The sequence below is a fragment of the Marinobacter antarcticus genome (assembly GCF_900142385.1).
GTDB lineage: Bacteria > Pseudomonadota > Gammaproteobacteria > Pseudomonadales > Oleiphilaceae > Marinobacter > Marinobacter antarcticus.
Map to the genome: position 1 here is coordinate 1,396,182 of NZ_FRAQ01000001.1, position 21,095 is coordinate 1,417,276.

General features: G+C 54.7%; 24 protein-coding genes. 12 read left to right on the top strand and 12 right to left on the bottom strand.

Annotation, left to right across the window (positions count from 1 at the left end; genetic code table 11):
- Positions 1-20 precede the first annotated feature (20 nt).
- Positions 21-1,829: a Na/Pi cotransporter family protein gene (locus BUA49_RS06580; protein WP_072796397.1), complete on the bottom strand. Its 1,809-nt coding sequence runs from the start codon at positions 1,827-1,829 to the stop codon at positions 21-23.
- A 163-nt stretch (positions 1,830-1,992) separates the two neighbouring features.
- Between BUA49_RS06580 and ppk2 the strand changes: the two genes are divergently transcribed.
- The 4 genes from ppk2 (at position 1,993) to BUA49_RS06600 (ending at position 5,047) form a co-directional block, all read left to right on the top strand.
- The gene (ppk2, locus tag BUA49_RS06585) at positions 1,993-2,823 is read left to right on the top strand and encodes a polyphosphate kinase 2 (protein WP_072796398.1); all 831 of its coding nucleotides are present in this window, start codon (positions 1,993-1,995) and stop codon (positions 2,821-2,823) included.
- A gap of 18 nt (positions 2,824-2,841) precedes the next feature.
- A complete protein-coding gene (locus BUA49_RS06590; RefSeq protein ID WP_072796399.1) occupies positions 2,842-3,765 on the top strand; it encodes an aldo/keto reductase in 924 nt (307 codons plus the stop codon).
- Between the two features lie 5 nt (positions 3,766-3,770).
- Positions 3,771-4,448, top strand: a complete 678-nt coding sequence (locus tag BUA49_RS06595) for a DUF6064 family protein (RefSeq protein WP_072796400.1) — start codon at positions 3,771-3,773, stop codon at positions 4,446-4,448.
- Positions 4,449-4,633: 185 nt separating this feature from the next.
- Entirely contained in the window at positions 4,634-5,047 is a 414-nt protein-coding gene (locus tag BUA49_RS06600) for a hypothetical protein (protein WP_072796401.1), read from the top strand.
- A 24-nt stretch (positions 5,048-5,071) separates the two neighbouring features.
- Here the strand turns inward: BUA49_RS06600 and BUA49_RS06605 are convergent, their stop codons facing one another.
- Positions 5,072-5,851: a substrate-binding periplasmic protein gene (locus tag BUA49_RS06605; RefSeq protein WP_228704470.1), complete on the bottom strand. Its 780-nt coding sequence runs from the start codon at positions 5,849-5,851 to the stop codon at positions 5,072-5,074.
- A gap of 262 nt (positions 5,852-6,113) precedes the next feature.
- On the opposite strand from BUA49_RS06605, the gene BUA49_RS06610 reads away from it, so the two are divergent.
- The 3 genes from BUA49_RS06610 (at position 6,114) to BUA49_RS06625 (ending at position 8,956) form a co-directional block, all read left to right on the top strand.
- Entirely contained in the window at positions 6,114-7,166 is a 1,053-nt protein-coding gene (locus tag BUA49_RS06610) for a nuclease-related domain-containing protein (protein WP_072796403.1), read from the top strand.
- Positions 7,163-7,804, top strand: a complete 642-nt coding sequence (locus BUA49_RS06615) for a DUF1294 domain-containing protein (RefSeq protein WP_072796404.1) — start codon at positions 7,163-7,165, stop codon at positions 7,802-7,804. Before BUA49_RS06610 ends, BUA49_RS06615 begins: the two co-directional genes overlap by 4 nt.
- 657 nt (positions 7,805-8,461) lie before the next feature.
- Positions 8,462-8,956: a hypothetical protein gene (locus BUA49_RS06625; protein ID WP_072796406.1), complete on the top strand. Its 495-nt coding sequence runs from the start codon at positions 8,462-8,464 to the stop codon at positions 8,954-8,956.
- Between the two features lie 76 nt (positions 8,957-9,032).
- Here BUA49_RS06625 and BUA49_RS06630 read toward each other — a convergent pair whose 3' ends face one another.
- Positions 9,033-9,650: an NUDIX hydrolase gene (locus BUA49_RS06630; RefSeq protein WP_217650399.1), complete on the bottom strand. Its 618-nt coding sequence runs from the start codon at positions 9,648-9,650 to the stop codon at positions 9,033-9,035.
- A 28-nt stretch (positions 9,651-9,678) separates the two neighbouring features.
- Positions 9,679-9,951, bottom strand: a complete 273-nt coding sequence (locus BUA49_RS06635; RefSeq protein WP_084063500.1) for a CDGSH iron-sulfur domain-containing protein — start codon at positions 9,949-9,951, stop codon at positions 9,679-9,681.
- Positions 9,952-10,144: 193 nt separating this feature from the next.
- Here BUA49_RS06635 and BUA49_RS06640 point away from each other — a divergent pair, with 193 nt between their 5' ends.
- The gene (locus BUA49_RS06640) at positions 10,145-10,600 is read left to right on the top strand and encodes a GatB/YqeY domain-containing protein (protein ID WP_072796408.1); all 456 of its coding nucleotides are present in this window, start codon (positions 10,145-10,147) and stop codon (positions 10,598-10,600) included.
- Between the two features lie 36 nt (positions 10,601-10,636).
- Here BUA49_RS06640 and BUA49_RS06645 read toward each other — a convergent pair whose 3' ends face one another.
- On the bottom strand, positions 10,637-11,005 hold the full coding sequence (locus tag BUA49_RS06645) for a ribbon-helix-helix domain-containing protein (protein ID WP_072796409.1): 369 nt from the start codon (positions 11,003-11,005) through the stop codon (positions 10,637-10,639).
- Positions 11,006-11,052: 47 nt separating this feature from the next.
- Positions 11,053-11,622 (bottom strand): DJ-1/PfpI family protein, encoded by a 570-nt coding sequence (locus BUA49_RS06650; RefSeq protein ID WP_072796410.1) that lies wholly within the window; start codon positions 11,620-11,622, stop codon positions 11,053-11,055.
- Positions 11,623-11,815: 193 nt separating this feature from the next.
- Between BUA49_RS06650 and BUA49_RS06655 the strand changes: the two genes are divergently transcribed.
- Positions 11,816-13,852 (top strand): 3-oxoacyl-[acyl-carrier-protein] synthase III C-terminal domain-containing protein, encoded by a 2,037-nt coding sequence (locus BUA49_RS06655; protein WP_217650400.1) that lies wholly within the window; start codon positions 11,816-11,818, stop codon positions 13,850-13,852.
- Positions 13,853-13,890: 38 nt separating this feature from the next.
- Positions 13,891-14,649: an SDR family oxidoreductase gene (locus tag BUA49_RS06660; RefSeq protein ID WP_072796411.1), complete on the top strand. Its 759-nt coding sequence runs from the start codon at positions 13,891-13,893 to the stop codon at positions 14,647-14,649.
- Here BUA49_RS06660 and BUA49_RS18135 read toward each other — a convergent pair.
- Positions 14,646-16,370 carry a PAS domain S-box protein gene (locus BUA49_RS18135; RefSeq protein WP_072796412.1) on the bottom strand — a complete coding sequence of 575 codons (1,725 nt, stop codon included), beginning with the start codon at positions 16,368-16,370 and terminating at the stop codon, positions 14,646-14,648. The two genes, BUA49_RS06660 and BUA49_RS18135, sit on opposite strands and share 4 nt — an antisense overlap.
- A 318-nt stretch (positions 16,371-16,688) precedes the next feature.
- Here BUA49_RS18135 and BUA49_RS06670 point away from each other — a divergent pair, with 318 nt between their 5' ends.
- Entirely contained in the window at positions 16,689-17,294 is a 606-nt protein-coding gene (locus BUA49_RS06670; protein ID WP_072796413.1) for a M15 family metallopeptidase, read from the top strand.
- A gap of 16 nt (positions 17,295-17,310) precedes the next feature.
- Here the strand turns inward: BUA49_RS06670 and BUA49_RS18005 are convergent, their stop codons facing one another.
- The 5 genes from BUA49_RS18005 to BUA49_RS06690 form a co-directional block, all read right to left on the bottom strand.
- Positions 17,311-17,583: a hypothetical protein gene (locus tag BUA49_RS18005; RefSeq protein WP_072796414.1), complete on the bottom strand. Its 273-nt coding sequence runs from the start codon at positions 17,581-17,583 to the stop codon at positions 17,311-17,313.
- A complete protein-coding gene (locus BUA49_RS18010) occupies positions 17,534-17,770 on the bottom strand; it encodes a hypothetical protein (RefSeq protein ID WP_228704416.1) in 237 nt (78 codons plus the stop codon). The genes BUA49_RS18005 and BUA49_RS18010 overlap by 50 nt, the downstream gene beginning before the upstream one ends.
- Positions 17,771-17,921: 151 nt before the next feature.
- Positions 17,922-18,107, bottom strand: a complete 186-nt coding sequence (locus tag BUA49_RS06680; protein WP_072796415.1) for a hypothetical protein — start codon at positions 18,105-18,107, stop codon at positions 17,922-17,924.
- Between the two features lie 246 nt (positions 18,108-18,353).
- Positions 18,354-19,118: a PEP-CTERM sorting domain-containing protein gene (locus tag BUA49_RS18015; RefSeq protein ID WP_072796416.1), complete on the bottom strand. Its 765-nt coding sequence runs from the start codon at positions 19,116-19,118 to the stop codon at positions 18,354-18,356.
- Between the two features lie 369 nt (positions 19,119-19,487).
- Entirely contained in the window at positions 19,488-20,381 is an 894-nt protein-coding gene (locus BUA49_RS06690) for a patatin-like phospholipase family protein (protein ID WP_072796417.1), read from the bottom strand.
- Positions 20,382-20,760: 379 nt separating this feature from the next.
- Here BUA49_RS06690 and BUA49_RS06695 point away from each other — a divergent pair, with 379 nt between their 5' ends.
- Positions 20,761-21,069, top strand: coding sequence for a hypothetical protein (locus BUA49_RS06695; protein WP_228704417.1), 309 nt, complete (start codon positions 20,761-20,763; stop codon positions 21,067-21,069).
- Positions 21,070-21,095 lie beyond the last annotated feature (26 nt).

Below are 21,095 nucleotides of genomic sequence, written 5' to 3' on the forward strand. Positions count from 1 at the left end.
GATTGGCCGGCCGTGACGCGTCAAACGGTGATCTCTGCCTGGCCTTCATCGCTCACCGACAGTGCCTCCGTGGTCCGGGCGGCTTCCACATCCGTGGCTGAAAGGAGCGCGCGCGTTCCTCCCAGAATAGCATCCACTGTCTCGCTGGCATAGGCAGAATCGTTGAGCAGGGAAGTGGCCATTGCTGGATTGATCCGCTTTGCACCGAGGAGTTTCGTAACGCGCGCGACCATGGATTCGCGGTCCACTCGGGCACGTACAGCGATCTCGTCGAGCTCCAGTATTGCCGTGCTGGCGTCGTCAAATTTGCCCTCGTAAAACCGATGGGTTTCGCGGAGTACCATCGCGACCCGCAGGCGGAGATCATTATACTCCTTACGGATAGCAGCGTTATCCGCAACCATGTAGGTAGTGAGATTCTTGCGCAGGTGTTTGACGTGCTTGATGGCTTCCACCATCTCGGCGGCGGCGTGCTGAAGACGGTAGAGTGATTCGGTGGAACTGGCCGACGACATGCGCGTCATTCGCCCGGAAATGAAATCGAGGATGGCACTATAAAGGTGTTTGACGCGCTGCCGGTAGACCAGGTCGATGTCGATATCGATGCGCTCTCGGCTATTATTGATTGTTGCTTCCAGGTCATCGCTGTTGCAGATCTGGTCACGGTGCAAGTGGAGACCGTGGGCGAGGATGACGAAGGCCTGATCGAACAGGTGCCAGACCTCCCGGCGGACCGCTGCGTTTGCGCTATCGGGGGAGTCCATCGCAGCAGGATTCAGGTACTTGGGCTGCGCCTCGGCTTCTTCCGCTCGTTCCGGCAACCAGCGCTCCAGTGCGCGCGCCATCCGCGATATCAGTGGCAACATCACGGCGACACCCAGGCAGTTGAACAGGGTGTGGAACACGGCGAGCTTGACCGTATAATCATCTTCGGCGATCGACATGAGTGCCGACAGAGCGTCGACGGACCAGCGCAGGGGCTCGATCAGTATCAAGGCGATCGCGGCCGTCGCCAGATTGAACAAGAGGTGGGCGCCGGCCAGTCGCTTGCCGGCGATATTCGCGCCGAGACCGCCGATCAGCGCGGTCACCGTTGTGCCGATATTGGCACCGATCGCCAGGGCCAAAGCGTTCTCGTAGGTTATCTGGCCCGTGGCCAGACCGGCCAGGGTGAGAGCCAGCGTCGCGTGGCTCGACTGCATGATGACCGTCGCCAGAATTCCGAGCCCCGTATAAACGAGCAGTCCTGTTACGCCCGTCATCGCGAATTCACGCAGGTCGACCGCCGACTGGTAGCTTTCGAATCCCGCCTTCATGAAATCGATACCGAGAAACAGAAACCCCAGGCCGGCCAGAATCGCGCCGCCGGCTTTCAGTGCGCCTGATCGCTGGAAATTCAGCACCACGCCGAAGACGAGCATCGGCAACGCGAAGGCCGAGAGGCTCATTTTCATGCCGATGGTGGCGAATAGCCACGCGCCGGTTGTGGTTCCCAGGTTGGCTCCGAAAATGATGCCGATGCCGGTGATCAGGGGGAGCAGGCCGGCACTCAGGAACGATATGGTGATGACCGATACCAGGGAGCTGGATTGCATGATAGCTGTGCTGACGATGCCGAAACCGAGACTCTTCGGAATCGTGTCCGTTGTTCGGCGCAGCACCCTCTCCAGGAATCCGCCGGTGAATTGGCGGAACCCGTTCTCGAGCGAGAGCATGCCAAACAGGAAGATCGCAACCCCGGCGGCAATTTGTTTGAACTCGGGGCTCGACCAGAGCGCAAAAGCCAGAAGCCCGAGAATTGCGGCCAGGACGAGTCGGCGGTAGTTCATTTGCTTACCCTTCCCCCTATTGGTGTGGGTTTGGCTCCGCGCAATCAGGGCGCGACACCATCAATATGGCAGGATTCCAATTACATATACTACTTTGTCACATTTCGGTAATGTAAGTAAGCTCAAGGCTTAGAGAACCGGGCAGTCAATCTGGAGAGGTCGCATGCAGCCATTGTCGCCGAGTCGTCGCTTCAGCGACGACGCTTACGATAAGCGCGGAATATTGAAGAAGGAGATTTACGAGCAGGAACTGGCACGATTGGAGGAGGAGTTGGCCAAACTCCAGCGCACCATCACCGCCCAGGGCCTGCGCATCGTGGTCTTATTCGAGGGACGCGACGCTGCCGGCAAGGGCGGGACCATCAAGCGCATCACCGAGAAGACGAATCCTCGCATTGTGCGTACTGTCGCACTTGGCAAACCGTCCGATCGCGAGCGCAGCCAGTGGTACTTTCAGCGATACGTGGCCCACTTGCCGGCGGCGGGGGAGATGGTGCTGTTTGACCGCTCCTGGTACAACCGGGCAGGCGTCGAACGGGTGATGGGGTTCGCAACAGCCGAGGAGGTCGCGCTGTTCATGCACACCTGTCCCGAATTCGAACACATGCTTGTCGAGGAAGGCATTATACTGCTGAAGTACTGGTTCTCGGTCAGCGAGGAAGTCCAGGAGCAGCGCTTTCAGGCGCGTGCCGCCGATCCCACCAAACGCTGGAAGATCTCCGAGATGGATCTCAAGTCGCGTGAGCTGTGGGCCGAGTACTCAAGGGCCAAGGACGACATGCTGCAATATACGGATCTTCCATACGCGCCGTGGCGGATGGTGGATGCCGATGTCAAGCGCCATGCCCGGTTGAACTGTATCAGCAACCTACTGGAGCAGTTTGATTATAGCCGCGATCTGCCGCCTGTCCCGGATCTGCCTCCGCGCGAATGGGCGCACGACGACAACCGCATAGCGAAGCCCCACGAGTCTTATATCGATCGTCTGTATTGAGAGCCAGGAGACTGAGGTATGTCAGCACAGTGGACCCGACGACAGTTTCTGGCTGCGCTGGCGGCCACCGGCCTTTCACTTCGCATGCCGGCCCTGATGGCTGCAACCCGTAAAAAGGTCATTGCCCGGGGCATTCCCTCGTCAGGGGAGCAATTGCCCGTGATTGGTATGGGTACCTGGCGCACCTTCAATGTGGGTGGCGATCAGCATCTTGTGAGTGAGCGCACAGAGGTGTTGAAGACGTTTTTTGAATTGGGCGGTACGCTTGTGGACTCGTCGCCCATGTATGGCTCGGCGGACGATGTGATGGGGGAAGCACTGGACAGCCTGAATGCCCCTGACAGGGTGTTCTCTGCCAACAAGATCTGGACTCGGGACGGCAGTGACACACGCGAGCAGGACAGGGCGTCACGCCGAAAATGGGGCATCGATCGTTTTGACCTGCAGCAGATACACAATTTGTTGGCGTGGGAGGCACACCTGCAAACGCTTAAGCAGATGAAGGTGGACGGGAGTATTCGGTATCTGGGGATTACCACCTCCCACGGTCGCCGCCATCGAGATCTTGCGCGAATCATGGAGCAGGAGCCTCTGGATTTCGTTCAGTTGACCTACAATGTGCTGGACCGTGAAGCCGAGCAATACCTGTTGCCTCTGGCCAGGGAGCGGGGCATTGCCGTCATCGCAAACCGCCCGTTCCAGGGCGGCAGCCTGTTCCGTCGCTACCAATCCGAGCCATTGCCCGGCTGGGCCGAAGAGGCCGGCTGCGGCAACTGGGCGGAGTTCTTCCTCAAGTTCATCGTGTCTCACCCGGCAGTAACCTGTGCCATTCCGGCGACAACCAGTGTGAAACACATGGAGGAGAACATGGGGGCCTTGTACGGAAAACTGCCGGATGAACAACAGCGCCGGCAAATGGCAGATTACGTAGCGAAGTTGTGACTGGTATGGACTGGTACAGCTATTCGCTGTCGGATTTTCTGATGTTCGGGCCGGAGGTGTATCTCAGGCTCTTCGTTCGTATCAATCAGGATTTCTGGCCCTGGCAAGGCATCGCGGTTGTGATGATGGTGCTGATTGCAGGGTTTCTGGTGCGCGGCGACACGCTTGCGAAACGGGGAATTCTGTTGCTGTTGGCAGGGGCCTGGGGGTGGAGTGGTGCCGGGTTTCTCATAACGTATTACGGCCCCATCAATTCACCAGCTACCTGGTTTGGCTGGGCCTTTATCCTGCAGTCAGCGCTTTTGACTGTGGCGGCGTTGGTGTGGCCTTGGGATGAAGGTTCTGCAGTGCCTGTGCAGCGATGGCGGGCCAGTGCTGGCTGGTTGGTTATGGTGGCTCTGCTGCCCCTGCTAGTAGTTGCCCAGTCCGAGGACTGGCAGGCCGTCGCGTTGTTCGGGATTGCGCCCGGCGTGACTGTCGCCGCCTCAGTACCTTGCCTGTTGCTGTTGCCCAGGCGAGTTCGCTGGCTGTTCCTGCTGCTGCCATTGCTCTGGTCTCTGTTCAGTGCGGCAACGCTGTGGACCCTCGGCACTCGGCTGATGTTTGTCCTCCCGGTTGCGACATTGGCGCTGACGATTATCAGCTTCTGGTTCAGTCCCAGGCCCGCGCAAAACCGGGACTAGCAATACGGTCAGCATGGGCCAGCTTGTCGATCTCCTTCCCGGCGGGCCCGCTGATAAACCGCAACTCCACTCCACCGTCTTCAGAGCGTTGTCCTTTATTGTTCGCGATTGAACTTGCGCAGATTTTCCGTTACATCTGCTCCTTAGTCTTATGGCCGGTCTGTTCGAAAAGCAGGAGTGCCGCAATGAAAACGCTCAGTCAGAATTCTCGGAGCCCCTGGATCACGTTTCTCGCACATCTGTTGCTGATCCTGGTGGCCTGGACTATTTTTATCAAATACTTGTTCCCGATTGGCTTTGCGCTGGTCAGCAATGAGCCATGGACAACCTATATTTACTGGGACCTGTGGCCGGTTGCTCACCTCTGGTTGGCCTGGGCGTTATTGGCGGGGCCACGATACACGCGCATGCTGGCCATTGGCATGTCCGTGGTTGAGATTTTCATCATCGTTACCCTGTTCATCTGGTTCCTGGCGGACCCGGAGTGGTCTATCTGGCGCACCAACTGGTTTGTGAACAAGGTATTTGTGCTGGCAGCGTTTGTTCTGGTCTTGGCTACGGCGGTGTTCAGGCCAAAGATGCCGCTTGACTGGCCATAGGCAAGCGCGAAAACCGGGACAGATTTATTTTCTGGTCTGATCAAGTCGCCCTGGCTGGCTAAGCGCTTCGATCATTTCATCGGGGTAGGTGCCACGGTAGTACTGCGCAAATGTGCCATCCAGTTTCATCTTATCGAGAGTTTCTTGCCAGAGGGCAACTGTTGCATCCGCTGTATCCAGAGACATAGCAATGTAGAGGTATTTCGTCGAGGTGGCGTAGGCCAGCACGACATCGTTTTCTGAATAAGCCGCTTCGGCTAATAACGGCATACGGCCAATGTCGCTGGTCACCCAGGCATCAACGCGGCCGTGCATTAGCATCTTCAGGCATTGCACTGGCCGGGAGGGCTGCTCCAGATTGGTAAAGCCCAGCTCCGTCAGTGATTGTCCGCCAGAGCTATCCCGATATACACAGATGCCATCCAGTTCGCGCGCATCGCCCATTGTCTCAATCGCAATATCATCCTGGCGACGAACAAAAAAGCCGCCGGTGATGCGCTTGATCGGACCGACCCATTTGAACAGGTCTTCCCGTATTTCTGACCGGGTGGTTTCAAACAGTGCTACATTCGGCCCTTGCAGGGCCATCCGGTAGCCCCGCGCCCATGGAAGCAGCGCAATATCACCCGGCTCGCCAGCACGTTTCATCAATTCACGTACAAGTTCAGCAGTAGCCCCGGTTACGCGGCCGTGTGCATCAAGGTACTCACCTGGAGGCGAGTGCTCAGTCACTACACTCATTGGTTCCCCCCACACCTGGGAGCTGGAAAGCCAGGTGATCAGGAGGATTTCCGCCAGAGCCATTCTATCCACACGATAATCCCCAGCCATTTGCAAATTCTGTTTCCCTGAAATCAGCCTGCTATCAAAAAACAAACCGCGCCCACGATAATTAAGGATAGCGGGTAGGAAAAAAATGTCTGTAAAGAAACGAAAACCGGGACAGATTTAGAACTTGGTCCGATTCCGGGAGGGAGATTACAAAAATCATAAGGTGTAAAATGAAGGAGTGATTTATGTTTCGCGCCTGACTGATTGAAAGAAGTAAAACAAGGACGTTCGCACGATGGATTTTAGCCCGATCTACCAGCCACTGATTGCTGCATTTTGGTATCTGACCCCCCTCCTCATAATCGGGGGGTTGATCAAGTCGCCCTGGTTCAAGGGCAAGCTTGGGGAGCTTCTCTTCAACCTCTCTGCGCGGTGTTTCCTCGATAAATCTCGCTACCATTTAATCAAGAACGTTACCCTCCCGACGGAGGACGGAACCACCCAGATCGACCACGTTCTGGTTTCCGAGTTTGGTGTCTTCGTTGTCGAGACCAAGAATATGAAGGGCTGGATTTTCGGCAGCCCTCATCAGCGTTTCTGGACCCAGAAGATTTTCCGATCCAGTCACAAGTTCCAGAATCCGCTGCACCAGAACTACAAGCATGTAAAAACCCTGCAGACGTTGCTGGGGCTCAATGATCATCAGGTGCATTCGGTGGTGGTTTTCGCTGGGGACAGCACGTTCAAAACGCCAATGCCGGAAAATGTCACGCAGGGCCTGGGGTATGTTCGCTATATCAAGTCGAAAACGGATCGGGTGCTTAGCCTGGAGGAAATGGCAGAGGCCAGGGAAAAGGTGGCATCCGGTCGCCTCAAGGCATCATTCGCCACCGACCAGGCACATGCTCGCTATGTGAGCGGTCTGGTGGCCGAGCGTTACGGTAATGCGCCCCGCCGCTCTAATAGAGGACTTCTCAAGCTTCTGGTTTTTCCAGCATTGATGTTAGGAGTCGGTGCGATCGGATTGAACGCGTATTCCAATTTTGCTTCGCAGGCAATGGCGATAGGCACGAACAGAACGTCTGAACAACAGGTTGAAGGCGCTCGGCAGCCGGCACCTCAGAAATCTGAAATCCAGCCGAAAGCCAGCTCCAAAACCGCGGGTACAATAACGAACTCTGGCACTCGAATTCAACGTGTTGATCAACCTCCATCCGAGTTGTTTTTAGCAAGACAGGAATGCAACTCACTGATCGCTGCCGCTATGGGTAATCAGGATCCGCGCCTGTTGAGAGAACGGGACAAGGCGTGTGCTCGGTATCAGGTTCTGAAGGGAGAAGTTCATTGAATCAAAAAGGATTACTCACCGCATGGAACGACGCCAAGGGGTTTGGTTTCATTACTCCGGAGGGCGGTGGTGAGCGGGTTTTTGCTCATGTCAGCACTTATGCAGGCCGGGGCCGCCCGGATTCAAATCGCAAGGTGACTTACAGCCTCGCCAGGGACGATCAGGGTCGGCCAAGGGCAGGGCGTTTCCAATACGCGGGAGCGGCACGGATCATTGCCCGCATGGCACCGGGAGTCTGGGTAGCCGGTGCTGTCGTGCTGGTGTTTTCCGCGAGTCTTGCTGGCTTGTTCTATCGAGGGTATCTACCGGTCTCTATCATCGCTGCATACGGTGGAGTGAGTCTGTTGTTGTTTGTGATGTACTGGATTGATAAACGGGCAGCGCAGCGGGGTGTCCAACGCACCGCTGAGAAAACGCTACACATCTTTGAGCTTTGTTGTGGTTGGCCCGGTGCGCTTATGGCCCAGCAGGTTTTTCGGCATAAAACGCGGAAGGGAAGTTACCAGTATGTCTTCTGGCTGGCTGTTCTGGCAAATCTGGGCGCTCTGGGTTGGCTGCTTATTGCTCCAGAGGCCATGAACTGGCGACAGCAATTTGGTTTTGATTTGTCGAAGTCTTTGCGGCCTCTTATTTGGTAAGGGAAATTCAGAAAGTTGGCCTATTTCTCTGATTTGGATCAGTTTCGGAGTATAGTATTTTGGACCCAGTGAGTTTGGTGTTTTCTGCTTACCTGAACACCGTTCAGTCGACGGTGTCGAATCATTTCAATGAAACCCGAAACCTTCAAATTACTCCCGTAGTCATGGAATACGAGGGTACGCCTATTTCTTATCAGCATCAGCTTTGGCGAGTGCGTCCCGAGAGTGTCTGTTCGAATCACCAACAAAGCATCAGCCAGTTTTCCCGATGTACAGTGAAGGCTTCTCGGCTGTTCAAGGCATTGTGTTCGGAGTTGAGGCAGGTGGGGTCAGATGACTTGCAGCGAATACAAGCGCAGAACATGTATTGCAACGCTGCCGTGTCCTTCAAGCCCACTGTTGCCGACTTAGGCTCCGCTCAATCGCTTTCTGGATTGGAAGAGGCGCGTCAGGCCTGCAATGCTGCGACGGTTGCTGCCATGGGGAATAGCGATCTCGTGTTAGCGCGAGAAAGAGAGCAAGCATGTGCAACCTATTGTGAAGCCAAGACGCCATAGGTGTGTAATGGCTTGATTTTTAGTTAGGAATTCTAGAGGATTCCGGTCCTGTCAGTATGTGTAGACATCGATAACGGGTCGAATGTAAGGAGTTATATACGTGAGTGAAGTAGAAGAAAAAGCCTCTGATACACAAGGCGGTGGATTCCTGGCTGGTGTATTTAATTTTGTGTTTATGTTTGCGTTAGTTTTTGTGATTCTCTGGAATTGGGATGGATTTTGGCAGACAGATATTGGGCCTCTGAGTAGAGCTCAGCAATCAGTTTTTCCAGTTAAGTTTAACGAAGAGCAACTCAAACTCTCTCGAATTCAAAATAACAATCAACTAATCGAGCAGATGGAGAGACGAACAGACAGCTACGAACAAAACATGGTTGCAGCGGAAAAAGATGCCAAGGAAGCACGTGAGGCTTTAGCTGCAGTGCGGAGCCTCGAAAGTGAGAAGTGTCGATATTACGACACAGCGTTAAGAATGATAGATCTTTTGACTCGGAAATATTCTGAGGACGAGCTCAAGCAGACCTTGAGTTGCACGAGCCCAGAATGTGAGGAGATTTTGGTCTCGAAGCATCAAGCATTTGAGGTCTGTAGTTAGTAGGTTGGTAAAGACGAACCAAGACAGATCTATTACCTGAGTGTTTTCTGGCGTCCTTGACAATCGGGAAACGAAGTTAATGGCCGATCACGTCCAGCGCCAGGAGCTCCTGCAACATGCTATAACTCAGCCCCCATATGCAATAGCCCTGATATCGGCAACAGGGGAGCTTTAAAGTGCCAAGAGGCGTGCGCCACGGAAGTCGGCTTTGGTTCTCTTTGGCTGCAAGGTAGTCGAGGGAAATCCATACCATCTGCTCGACTTCATGGTTCGGCGATACGGCCTGCGGCCCCCGCCACTCGTAAACATAGGGTGTGACGACCATGGGTCGCCAGCGGTTGTGCTGACGGGTAACCAGGTCAGACAGCCGTGCCTGAAAGTGGCCATGGCGTGTCAGGTCGACACCGGTTTCTTCGAGGGTTTCCCGTTCTGCCACCGCCCGGGGTGTGGCATCCTCCGGCTGCATACGCCCCCCTGGAAAGGCCATGTCCCCAGACCAGGGATCGCCTTCCCGCCGGGCCCGCTGGATAAACAGCAACTCCACTCCGCCGTCTTCAGCCTGTCGATAGATTAAAGCTACGGAGGCACGGGCAAGGCGACGCCTTAGAGGCAGTTCACGGGGGCGCATGTTGAGCTTCCAGCGTTTGGGTGTCACAGAGCATTGGCCTTTGCTGTCCGCTGAGTGTCTATTCATTCTGCGGCATCTGCTTCGCCACTGGATTCTAGCCGGGCCCTTCCGTGCCAACCTGATCTTTGTCGAATTGAGAGTGGGTGCCATCGCAGTAAGGCGCATCGTCGGTGTGTTTGCACTGGCAGAGAAATGCGTGGCCGTCTTCTTTTGCCACAAAGCTCTTGGGACTGAACCCCGTACCTGCGTGAGAGCCGTCGCAGAAGGGTTGGTTGTTGGAACGCCCGCAGGCGCAGAACATGTACTTTTTGTCTTTCTCCAGCGTGACTTTTTTGGGCTTGTTGTCTGCAATGATGGGATTGCTCATAGACTGTCTCTTTGTTGTTGGTAAAGTTTACTGAACGATTTAATAGAGTAGTCGGCAAATGACTCTTTGGTTCACAAAGTCAGCATCCGACAGTCCGTTAGACTCTAAAGTGTCGAAATAAATTACAATGTAATCTCTTCATTGCTTCATCAATACGAATACAGCTCTTAACCCCCGGAACAGGAGTCCGACAATGGCAGAATCATCACTCAAGGAACAACTGAGCAACGCGGTAAAAAACGCGATGCGAAACAAGGATAAAATCCGGCTCATCACCCTGCGTATGGCTCAAGCCGCGGTCAAACAGATCGAGATTGATGAGCGCCGCGACCTGAATGACGAGGACGTTCTGAAGGTGCTGGACAAAATGCTCAAGCAGCGTCGCGATTCCGCCAGTCAATACGATGCTGCCGGTAGAGAGGAACTGGGTGACAAGGAACGGGCGGAAATGGTGATTATTGAGGAATTCATGCCCGCCGCCCTCACTGAGGATGACCTGGATGGCCTGATCCGTTCGGCAATCAGCTCAACCGACGCTCAGGGAATGCAGGATATGGGGCGTGTGATGAACGAGCTGCGCCCCCAGGTACTTGGTCGGGTCGAAATGGGCCATCTGAGCAAGAAGGTGCGGGCCGCACTGGCGGGTTAATGACCAGCGAAAAACCGGGACAGATTTATTTTCAGATCAGTGGGTCACTTCTCTGGGAGGCTTCTGGTCGATGTTTCTGGCGAGGATCTTGTCAGCATCCAGTGAAGCGATGGGTACCTGGGTATCCCGGGGAATATCGCCACTGAGTTGCAGGGCGAGGTATCGCATGGCGCAAACCCGCAGGAACGAGGTGAAGTTGCCGAGGTCATGTCCTGCGTCGATGGATTCGTGGTAGAGCTTGGTGATCATCTGGGGCAGGTTCATGCCGTCCCGGGCGGCGATTTCCGTGAGGGCTCGCCAGAAGGCGTTCTCCATGCGAATACTGGTCACCATGCCGTCGATACGCAGGGAATGAGTGCGGCTGATCCAGAGATCGGAGTCCGCGTGGACGAAGAGTCTGCACATGGCGCTATCCTCATGAATCCGGGGCCGCCGGAGCGGACCCGTTTCCGTCACTTATCCAGCAGTTTGAAGAACTGTGCCAGCCACTGGGGATGGGCCGGCCATGCCGGTGCTGTCACCAGATTACCATCGGTCACAGCTGCGTCAACGTTGATGTCGGCGAAGCGGCCTCCGGCCAATTCTACTTCCGGCTGGCAGGCCGGGTAGGCGGAACACTCGCGGCCTTCAAGCACACCGGCAGCAGCTAGTAGCTGGGCTCCGTGGCAGATGGCGGCTACCGGTTTCTCTGTTTCGAAAAAATGGCGTACCAGTTTTTTCACGTCTTCGTTCAGGCGCAGATATTCCGGTGCACGGCCGCCTGGAACCACCAGTGCGTCGTAGTCGGCTGGGTTAAGTCCGGCAAAGTCTGCATTCAGGGCAAACCGATGGCCAGGTTTTTCGGTGTAGGTCTGGTCGCCCTCAAAGTCATGAATGGCCGTGGCTACGGTGTCTCCGGACTTCTTGTCCGGACAAACCGCATGAACCGTGTGGCCGACGGCTTGTAGTGCCTGGAAGGGCACCATGGTTTCGTAGTCCTCGGTGAAATCACCGGTGATCATCAGTATCTTTTTACCGCTCATACCCTTCTCCTTATGCTTATTGGTGGTGTCTTCTCCACAGTATCAAGGGCCGGAAGAGAGCGGGTATTAGGGGAATACTACAGTGTTACATTATAACAATTTGTTGAGCGAAAACCGGGACGGATTCATTTTCGTTATATGGCCATTCTGGAGAACCAACGCCTGCCCAACTACACTGAGTGAATGAAGCACTGTGTGGACAGCCCGCAAGGAAAAGGTTGATTTCCACGACTGGCAGGGACGCTGGCAGAATCCGGAGGAAATGCAATTTTCTTTCAGCTATCAGCTATCAGCTATCAGCTATCAGCAAGGAGCATTCATGAAACCGTTTCGACTGAACAAGCATGGAAAACTGGTCTTTCCCACAAGCATCTTTACCGAGCTCGACTTCTCGATTATCACCGACCTCAACCAGTTGAAGGCGATCATTCGGCGCGACTTCGAAGTGAAAGCTCCGACCGGCACCGAAATCGCAGAGCGGGCGGCGGCGGGAGGCTATGCGGCGCGCTATGACCTGTTGCGTGATATCGGCTTGCACCTCTTCTGGGCGAACCGTTATGCGCTGGTGATGTACGACAAGCAGCCGATGCGCTGGCGCGATGTCCCGCGGACCCGCGACGATGTCTTCGTGTCTCTGCTGCAACCCTGGGAGGGGCGGGAAACCAAGTCCCAAAGTGTCCGCCAGGCCTACGCGCAGTTGCCGGCGAAGTGGAACGGTGCGGCCGAGGACGAGTTGTTCGAAATACTCTTCGACTGCTTCTCAAACAAGCTCCATAGCGCAACGTCAGTCCCGCCAATCAAGGCCACGATTGCCGAGGCGCTCGCCACTGCCGATGCCAGGACGACCACCCTCGGCAACTACAATCCCGACCACCCGAGTTACAGCGTCGACGACATCCTTGATGTCTCAGACGAGCAGGCCGAACTCGAGGCGCTCCGGCGCTGGGCAATGGTGTTGCACAACCAGCATCCCTGGGACCGGAGCCAGGCCAGGCTGAAGCCGTTTGCCGAGATGCAGGATGACGACATCGTCGTTCTGTATTATCCGAAAAACCGCCACGTGCTCGACTTCATCAACCACGAAAAGAGTGGTGTCACCGTCGCGAAGCAAGCGCCGACGCCAGATCCTGCCGTCGAGCCCGTGAGGCCCTATCCGCCGATGGTCATCGGCGACGATGCGCCGATCCAACCGAAGATAGAGGCGTTGGCAATCCGCAAGGGTGAGGTCATCTGCTCAAACGAAGATGTAGTCCGGAACTCCCCGTCCTCGTGGTCGCCGATGAGCGCTGAGGAAATCGCCGATAAAACCGGCATAGAACGTCGCCGTTATACCGCCGAGCCACTGGAGAATATCGCCCTTGAAGCCGCGCGGGCAGCGATGAAGCATGCTGGCCGTGGGCCCGAGGAGATCGGTGCGGTGCTGTTCTGCTCATGTACCTCGAGCCGGCTGATTCCGTCGACCGCCACCTGGCTCTCAGGCCAGTTGGGCATCATGCAGACCCATTGCTCGGCCGACATCGTCGCTGCGTGCGCTGGGTTCCCGTATGGCGTCGCCGAGGCGATCCGCTTGTTGCGGGAGATCGAACGTCCGGTCCTGCTGGTCATGGCCGAGAAGTTCTCGGACAAGATCGGCAATGCCCGGCCGTCGCGGATGATCTTTGGCGACGGGGCTGCCGCCGTGGTGATCGCGCCGTCCGACGGTGAGCGTGACATTCATGTGGTCCAGACCTATGCGAGCGGACCCGCCAGTCAGGTCAACTCCATCATCTGGCCGAATCCCGACTTCGACAACGACATTACGGTCTATGGCCCCGAGGTCAAGGCGTTGGTCAAGCGCTACCTGAACCAGATGATGGGCGAGCTTTCCGAGCTCGGGCTTGAGATCGACATGATCGTGCCCCATCAAGCCAACAAGAAGATGATCATCGAGATCGCCGAGCCCCAGGGGATCGACGCCAAGGACATTTACTTCAATATCACCGAGGTCGGCAACGCCTCTGCAGCGAGCATCCCGATGGCGCTGGCCGATGCCGTCTTCGACGGGGCGATCAGCAAACGCTCGCTGGTTTTCACTCCGGGCTTCGGCGCTGGAGCCGTCGGTGGCTACGTTATACTGTCGCTGGACCCGGCGATGGTGGCGCCGGAAGTGACCACAGCCCCGGCCATGAGCCCATCGCCGACGGAGGCGCATTCCTCGATTGAAGATATCAAGGAGGCGTTTCATACCTGAGTTCTGAAAAATTGTTTGTTTCTATAGGAGTCTGGTCGATGTCTGATGATCGCAATGTTGCCCTGGTGACAGGTGGAGCCCATGGCATAGGCAGAGGCATTGTTGAGTACCTTCTGAAGCAGGATTGGAGGGTCGCTTTTCTCGATCTGGATGACACTGCCGCGAATGAGGTTGCCGCGGCGCTTGGGGGCCCCGCGGAGGTGCTGTTCGTGCGCTGTAATGTGGCTGATGAAGGTGACGTCGAGTCGGCGTTGCGTCAGGTAATAAACTGGGGCGGTCGGCTGGATGCGCTGGTGAACAACGCCGGCCTGGCAGATCCCGTGACGGGGGCGGTGGAAGAGCTGACGTTGGCAGAATGGCATAAACGACTGGACGTGAACCTGACAGGCCCCTTCCTCATGGTAAAACACGCTGTATCGCACTTGCGCCGGACCCGGGGAGCTATCATCAACATGGCCTCCACCCGCGCTTTGCAGTCTGAAGCCAATACCGAAGCCTATGCCGCCACCAAGGGCGGACTGGTAGCCTTGACTCATGCCCTTGCTGTTAGCCTGGGGCCGGAGATGCGGGTCAACTGCATCAGCCCTGGGTGGATCGATACCCGCGAGCCGGAGAACGGCCGTGAGCCCGCACCCCTCAGCGCAAGCGACCACGCTCAGCATCCTGCAGGCAGGGTGGGTAAACCCGACGACATCGCAGCAATGGTGCATTATCTGATATCGCCCCAAGCGGGGTTTATCACCGGACAAAACATCGTGGTAGATGGCGGGATGGTGCGCAAGATGATCTACGGTTAACCCTCAATTCTATCCAGCGATTTTGCCAGAGCTGCCACCCGTTGATTAGTTTCGTCCACAAGGCCGTCTATTTCACCTGCCGAGCCACTGGATTTGCGAGCCAATGAACGAACCTCATCGGCGACCACAGAGAATCCTCGCCCGGCATCACCAGCCCGCGCGGCCTCTATTGCAGCATTGAGGGCCAAGAGGTTGGTCTGGTCAGCGATATCGTTGATCGTGGAAACAATGCCGCTGATCTTCTTGCTTGCCTGTAGCACGGAGCTCATCGCCTCCTGAGTTTCACGGACTGCAATATGACGATCGGTGATGTCGATACCGAACAGGACGTATCGGCGGACATCCCCATTGAATTCTTTCAGGGCAACAACTCGGTAATCCAGAGCCAGTGTGGGCAAGCCCTCCAATTCAATCGATGCTCTACCGCTGAACTCACCTGTCTTTTGCAGCGTTTCTATGTTTTCGCGGCTCAGTTTCGACCATGCAGCCTTGCCACCCCGGGCAACCTTGTCGTCGCTGCCATAAAAATCTCTGATGAGCTTGTTGGCAGACAGGAAGCTGCCATCAGGACGGAACTCCATGGTAACCATGGAATGTTCAATAGCCTGCAGCCGACGGGTGAAGTCCACCGTTTGCTGCTTGCTCTGAGTAATATCGGCTTCAACCGATATAAACCGATTCACCCGACCGTTTGCGTCAAACACCGGGGCGATCGAGAGCGACACCCAGTATGGGGTGCCGTTCTTGTGATAGTTCAGGATCTCCGCGTAGAACGGCTCCTGCCGGTCCAGATGCGCCCGGATTTCTCTGACGGTGTCAGGGTCTGTGCCAGCGCCCTGAAGCATTGGCCCCGGCTTCTTACCTCGCGCTTCTTCGAGACTGTAGCCCGTCAGATGCTCAAAACCGGCATTTAGGTATTCGATTTTGCCGTCACGGTCGGTGATAACGATGCCGCTGTTGGCATGATCAGCAACCAGCGACAGCATCTCCATTTTTTCGCGCTTTTCCACCTCTTCAGTGACGTCTTTTATAAATGCCGTGTACGTGATGACTCCGTCGAATTCGATCTTACTGATCGCTGCTTGCCCCCAGATACGGGAGCGGTCTTTGCGCTCGATAGTGAGTTCACGATAGCTGCCTACAATGCGGTTTTCGCCGGTGCGGCGATTACGGTTAACAAAACTGTCGTGCTGCGCCTGGATGGCTTCGGGCACCAGCATCTTTACGTTATTGCCCAGCACTTCGACACGATCGTAGCCCCACATTATCTCGGCGGCTTTGTTGAAAAACGTGACATTATTGGACTCGTCAATCGAGATAACGGCGTCCATTGCCTGTTCCAACGTCTGATTCATCATTTCGCGAGTGTGGCGCTCGTCACTGATGTCACGAATGAAAATCGTGTTTTCTAGCGTATTGCCAGCCAGGAAACTGGCCACTGCCAGATGAGCCCAAAACTCACGGCCCTGAGTATCCTTCATACGAGCTTCATGGGGCTTGCCGTCCCCCGTTCTTATTCGGCCCAACACGGACTTTGAAAGGAGGGTCGACGCAGACTGGCCCAGCACCTGATCTCTGCTGATAGCCCATAGACGTTCCGCACTGGCATTGAAGAAGGTTATCTGATTGTGCCGGTTAATCGTCAGCACAGCTTGGGGAGCCTGCTCCAGTGCCAGAGCGGATCTGGAACTGGAAAATAAACGGGACAATAATCTAAGCATGAATGGGAACCCGCCGGAGAGAATGATGGGTGGTCTACGGCGGACTGCAGGTGTCAGACTTGTCCTCCCCTCCAGGATATTGTTTTTTATCGTGAGCAGTTTGTGAAATGTTGAGAAAACCAGATGATGAAAACCGGGATAGGGTTGGGTCAGTAGCACAAAGCTTATCTGGGCGAGGGGAGGGTGAGTTACAAGAATTCATCTCAGGCAACAGTTCTGCATAAAAAATGATCTATTCTGAAGTTGTGGAGCCCAGAAAAAGTGGTAATCCGTGGTTGGGCACTGCGACCACTACCCTGATCACTTAGGAGCTTCAGAATGAGCGACAGATTGTTTGGCGAGGATGTGCTCTTTTTTCAACGTCTGCTGAAGTCAGAAGGTTTTTATCGCGGCGCGCTGGACGGATTGTGGGGCCGAATCTCCGAGGCAGCCGCCACTGCCTTCGATACCGAATATGAAAAGCTGAAGGACGAACTTGGCACGTTTGACCGGCGCACAGAACAGAAAATTTCCTCCCTGTCCATCCGGGCTCAGCGCGAGGCTCGCAAATTCATGCACCGGGCATTAAGCCGGGGTGTAAATGTGAAAATTATCTCCGGAACCCGCACTTACCAAGAGCAGAATCAGCTCTTTCGTCAGGGGCGATACGGCAATCCCGGCCCGGTCATTACGCGAGCGCGGGGAGGGCAGAGTAATCATAATTTTGGCATTGCCTGGGACATTGGCATCTTCAGAGAAGACGGTTCCTACTCAACGAGTCAGAGTGATTACGACGCGGTTGCTGAATACGCCGTCGGGTCACTGGTGTGGGGCGGTAGTTGGCGCTCGTTTAAGGATTCCCCGCACTATCAACTGGCAACGGCCCGCACTCAGGTTGCCTGGGTGCGGACACGCTTTGAGCAGGGTGAAGCCTACGTAGCCTGACCGATTTATTTTTTGATTATGGAGCCGCAGTTCCCAAAAACCGCTTTACTGTCAAGCCTTGAAAGAGGTTGGAAAATACCACCACCACGTAGGCCATCACCGGAACACCCACCGCTACCAGTCGCGCCAGAAGCACCAGCGGAATCGCTGCAAGTCCGGCCAACAGTGCCGGCAATTCAAAGGTGACGATCAGGACTTCAAGACCAATCAGCAAAAACAGGACCGCGTTCAGCACCTCATCAATCAGCTCCCAGAACGTATCCAGGTGTCGCTCGGTTTTTTCCGACATCGCATACCGTCGACCATGGTTGCCGATCATCAGCCTCGCGACCACGACCGCCAAACAATAAAAAGCTCAATAAGCCGTTCAGTAATGTTTCACCCAGATCAACCTGTGTAATCAGCTGCTCTGCCCAGCGGGTCAGATCCTGCCCGCCCAGATAGTTGATACCGGCCAGAGCCAGCGAAAACGCCATCACGGAGATACTCGTTGGTAAGCCGATAAACCGGGCGTTGATATAACTGAACACCGCGGAGAGGCTTAGCAGGATGGCGACGATTTCAAACAGTGTTATGCATTCCTTCGCTTAACAGGCGGGATCAAGCAATGATCGGACAGGAAACCGCTCAGTGACGCGGGTTATTGTCACCAGAGGAGGGATCGTCATCGGATGAGTTGTCATTCGATGTGAGGTAGTAATCCTTTTCCTCGAATGTCTTCATATCAGGATCTTCAATGGTGTTACTGCGACGGCCCCGATAAAGCCAGAAGGCCACAACAGCGGCAATAATGATTAGTATAATCCACTTCATGTTCATTTCCTCCGTACAGTGATGATCACCTTTATCCTATGCTAATGGCCCCAGAGCGCAAGCGTTTCCCGGGGCCTGGGGATGCGGCAAGATCTATTGGTCGTCCTGACCCGGCGCTGCAGTGCCGGTGGCATGGTCAGTAACGGTTGAGGTGTTGTTGAATTTGTGGGTTTGGTCGAGGTTAGAGTGGATTCGGCATAAAAAAGCCGGGCTAAGCCCGGCTATCTCCCAATATGCCCTTAATTATTAGGCTTTGCGACGGCGCGCTGCGCCCAGGCCGGCCAGGCCGAGGCCGAGCAGGGCAAGGGTGCCGGGTTCAGGGACTTGCGTATATTCAATAGCTTCAACATAACTCATGTGAGCGCCGTAACCCGACGCAGCCACTGCATAATACTGGTAAGACTGAGACAGCAGGGTAGAGATATATTCCAGATTCGTTGGTTGAACCTGGTTGGAGAATAAATTTGTATAACTGGCACCATCAGAGCTGGTGAAAATATTAAACAAAGCATTGGCAGAGTTTGTTATAGCGCCATTGACAGAACCATCAACCGTCTCTTTATGATCACCGTTAAACCAGACGGTATCGAGCGTTACAGCCGAAGCGAAGTCAAAAAACAAGACCTCGTCTTTGTTGGCACTGCCTCCGACATTTGACTGGAAGCTATCGGAACTGCCTGAACAAGTTGCACTCTCTGAGCAGACCCCAAGACCGCCATGATTTGGATTGTAATCCTGATCTACATTGGACGTTGTTATGGCGCTTCTGCTGAAATTACCATTGTTCAGGTTATCATTGGTGGAGTAGCCACCCGACACATTGAAACCTGAAAATCCCAATGAGGCCCCCCAGTAGTTGGGATTACCGGTATTAGCGGCCGTTGCGTTCTCTGGCGTACCCGCTTTAACACCACCATTGTTATTATCAAAAATAATGACTGTAGCGTTTGCTGAGGCGGCGCAAACAGTGAGCAATGCACTTAACGCGATTACCATTTTAAGCTGTTTCATTGAATTATTCCTTTGGGCTGTCAGCGGAGCAGACGATCTGGTTATTTTGGGTATGATCATCATCTGGTTTAAGATTTCATTTAATTTTTTCGAACTAGATTAGTGTCTTAAGCTAAGCTGCAACCTTCATGCCGGACTCGTATAATTTTATTTTTTATTAATCAATAATATACCTTAGTCGTTGTCCAGCCTTTGATTTCATAACTGTAAAGTGTTCCGACACTTTCTGCTGAACCTCCGCACTGCGTGTTCCGGCTTGTACTGGCAGCGCCAGGAGTTGCGGTGAACCTTGCTACTGAGCGGGAGGGAAGGAAGGAGTTGGGGCCCGGGAGTTCCTTTGGTTGGTGCGCAGATTATGACGAACGTCGGTTAGCTTCGGTTACGGACGGCCAAGGCGTGGCGCTTAAGGTCTTTGATAATCTCGGGTACCTTGAGGGGCAACAACTCCCGGGCCGCTTTTAAAAGGTAAATAAAGACATTCATCCGCTTGTACCAGAGCACTCGGCGAATCGTTTTCTTCATGGGGCGGTAGCCTTCCATGTAAAGCTCTTCCAGACATTTGGCGTTGTTGGTGAGGCTGTAACGGCTTAAATCCAGCGCCACCACTATGTCCGCCTTTTTCAGCTGCTTGCGGGTATTAAAATCGATACCAATGTTGATGGCGTTGCTGATCACATCAAACGTATCTTCCGGTTTCGGGTATCGGCTGACATGGCTCAGATTAATGGCCACGGTTATACCGGCGCCCATTTTCGCCAACGGCGAAATCGGGACATTTTCAACCAGCCCACCGTCTACCAGAATCCGGCCGTCCACCTCCACCGGTACAAACAGGCCGGGCACAGCCATGGATGCACAGACGGCGTCCGCCAGATTTCCTTTCCTGAATATCAGCTGCTCGCCAGTTTCGATATCTGTTGCGCAAATGGCCAAGGGAATGTCGGCATCTTCGATTTTGCAATCCCCCAGATCCCGATGGATCATCTCCCGAATGGCATGCGTACTGAACAGGCCACCGCGCTCCAGGGTAAAGTTAAGAATCCTGGACAGATTCAGCGTCGAACCAATGGAAAGTATGGACTCTACCGGGCGGCCGAAGGCGTAATAACTGGCGACCAGAGCCCCCACACTGGTTCCCGAAATACAATGAATCCGGATGTGCTCTTCCTCGAAAGCCTTCAGAACGCCAATGTGGGCAATTCCCCTGGCTGCACCGCCCCCCAGAGCCAGACCGATACGGGTATTAAAGGGATTGAGCTTCATGCATCAGGACCTGTTGACGTTTCAGAGGGAAAACTTCGGGTCGATTCTAACAGACTTAACAAGGCACTTAGTTCAACGTATTAAGCTGCGGAAAAACCGGGACAGGTTTATTTTTCAAGGAACACCACCACTAGTATGGCTGTAAGATAATTCGACGCTGGTCTGAAACGCACTGATCACGTCGTCAGTGCTGGAAAATAGATCTGTCCCGGATTTTTTCGGACGGAGCAATCCTGCTTTTCGTTGTTTATATTCGGGAATTGTGGGAGCTTTCCAGATCGCAAATTATTGTTGAGGACTGGAATAACCGATATCGCAAACTACTGCGTCGTTTCGGATAAACTGGTCCCTTGTTGCTTAAACCCGGAGATTGTTGCCTGTGAAGCGTCCTTTCCTCTTTGCCATTGCTGCCACCACGCTGATGTCTGGCTGCCAGACATCCACCTACATGTCTTCCGCCGCAACGGATGGGGATGGCGTCACCTGCAATGAAATCTATACGGCGTTTGATGCCTACAAGCAGGACAGGCAATCCGCCGATGCGTGGGCGCAGCTGAGCCGGCTTGTGAGTCCGACCGCTGGCAATTACGCCGACATGGGCGTTAACACCGCATCCAGTTACTTCGAGCAGATCAAGGCCAGTGCCAATGTCGCACTTGCTGTTCGTGGCTGTCAGCCGGTCAACTAACTGAATACGAGAACAGGCAGCGTTTA

Excerpts from the sequence above, each read along its gene's own strand:
- BUA49_RS06580 (WP_072796397.1), bottom strand. The coding sequence starts at position 1,829 with ATGAACTACCGCCGACTCGTCCTGGCCGCAATTCTCGGGCTTCTGGCT.
- ppk2 (WP_072796398.1), top strand. The coding sequence starts at position 1,993 with ATGCAGCCATTGTCGCCGAGTCGTCGCTTCAGCGACGACGCTTACGAT.
- BUA49_RS06590 (WP_072796399.1), top strand. The coding sequence starts at position 2,842 with ATGTCAGCACAGTGGACCCGACGACAGTTTCTGGCTGCGCTGGCGGCC.
- BUA49_RS06595 (WP_072796400.1), top strand. The coding sequence starts at position 3,771 with ATGGACTGGTACAGCTATTCGCTGTCGGATTTTCTGATGTTCGGGCCG.
- BUA49_RS06600 (WP_072796401.1), top strand. The coding sequence starts at position 4,634 with ATGAAAACGCTCAGTCAGAATTCTCGGAGCCCCTGGATCACGTTTCTC.
- BUA49_RS06605 (WP_228704470.1), bottom strand. The coding sequence starts at position 5,851 with ATGGCTCTGGCGGAAATCCTCCTGATCACCTGGCTTTCCAGCTCCCAG.
- BUA49_RS06610 (WP_072796403.1), top strand. The coding sequence starts at position 6,114 with ATGGATTTTAGCCCGATCTACCAGCCACTGATTGCTGCATTTTGGTAT.
- BUA49_RS06630 (WP_217650399.1), bottom strand. The coding sequence starts at position 9,650 with ATGAATAGACACTCAGCGGACAGCAAAGGCCAATGCTCTGTGACACCC.
- BUA49_RS06635 (WP_084063500.1), bottom strand. The coding sequence starts at position 9,951 with ATGAGCAATCCCATCATTGCAGACAACAAGCCCAAAAAAGTCACGCTG.
- BUA49_RS06640 (WP_072796408.1), top strand. The coding sequence starts at position 10,145 with ATGGCAGAATCATCACTCAAGGAACAACTGAGCAACGCGGTAAAAAAC.
- BUA49_RS06645 (WP_072796409.1), bottom strand. The coding sequence starts at position 11,005 with ATGTGCAGACTCTTCGTCCACGCGGACTCCGATCTCTGGATCAGCCGC.
- BUA49_RS06650 (WP_072796410.1), bottom strand. The coding sequence starts at position 11,622 with ATGAGCGGTAAAAAGATACTGATGATCACCGGTGATTTCACCGAGGAC.
- BUA49_RS06660 (WP_072796411.1), top strand. The coding sequence starts at position 13,891 with ATGTCTGATGATCGCAATGTTGCCCTGGTGACAGGTGGAGCCCATGGC.
- BUA49_RS18135 (WP_072796412.1), bottom strand. The coding sequence starts at position 16,370 with ATGCTTAGATTATTGTCCCGTTTATTTTCCAGTTCCAGATCCGCTCTG.
- BUA49_RS06670 (WP_072796413.1), top strand. The coding sequence starts at position 16,689 with ATGAGCGACAGATTGTTTGGCGAGGATGTGCTCTTTTTTCAACGTCTG.
- BUA49_RS18005 (WP_072796414.1), bottom strand. The coding sequence starts at position 17,583 with ATGTCGGAAAAAACCGAGCGACACCTGGATACGTTCTGGGAGCTGATT.
- BUA49_RS18010 (WP_228704416.1), bottom strand. The coding sequence starts at position 17,770 with ATGGCGTTTTCGCTGGCTCTGGCCGGTATCAACTATCTGGGCGGGCAG.
- BUA49_RS06680 (WP_072796415.1), bottom strand. The coding sequence starts at position 18,107 with ATGAAGTGGATTATACTAATCATTATTGCCGCTGTTGTGGCCTTCTGG.
- BUA49_RS18015 (WP_072796416.1), bottom strand. The coding sequence starts at position 19,118 with ATGAAACAGCTTAAAATGGTAATCGCGTTAAGTGCATTGCTCACTGTT.
- BUA49_RS06690 (WP_072796417.1), bottom strand. The coding sequence starts at position 20,381 with ATGAAGCTCAATCCCTTTAATACCCGTATCGGTCTGGCTCTGGGGGGC.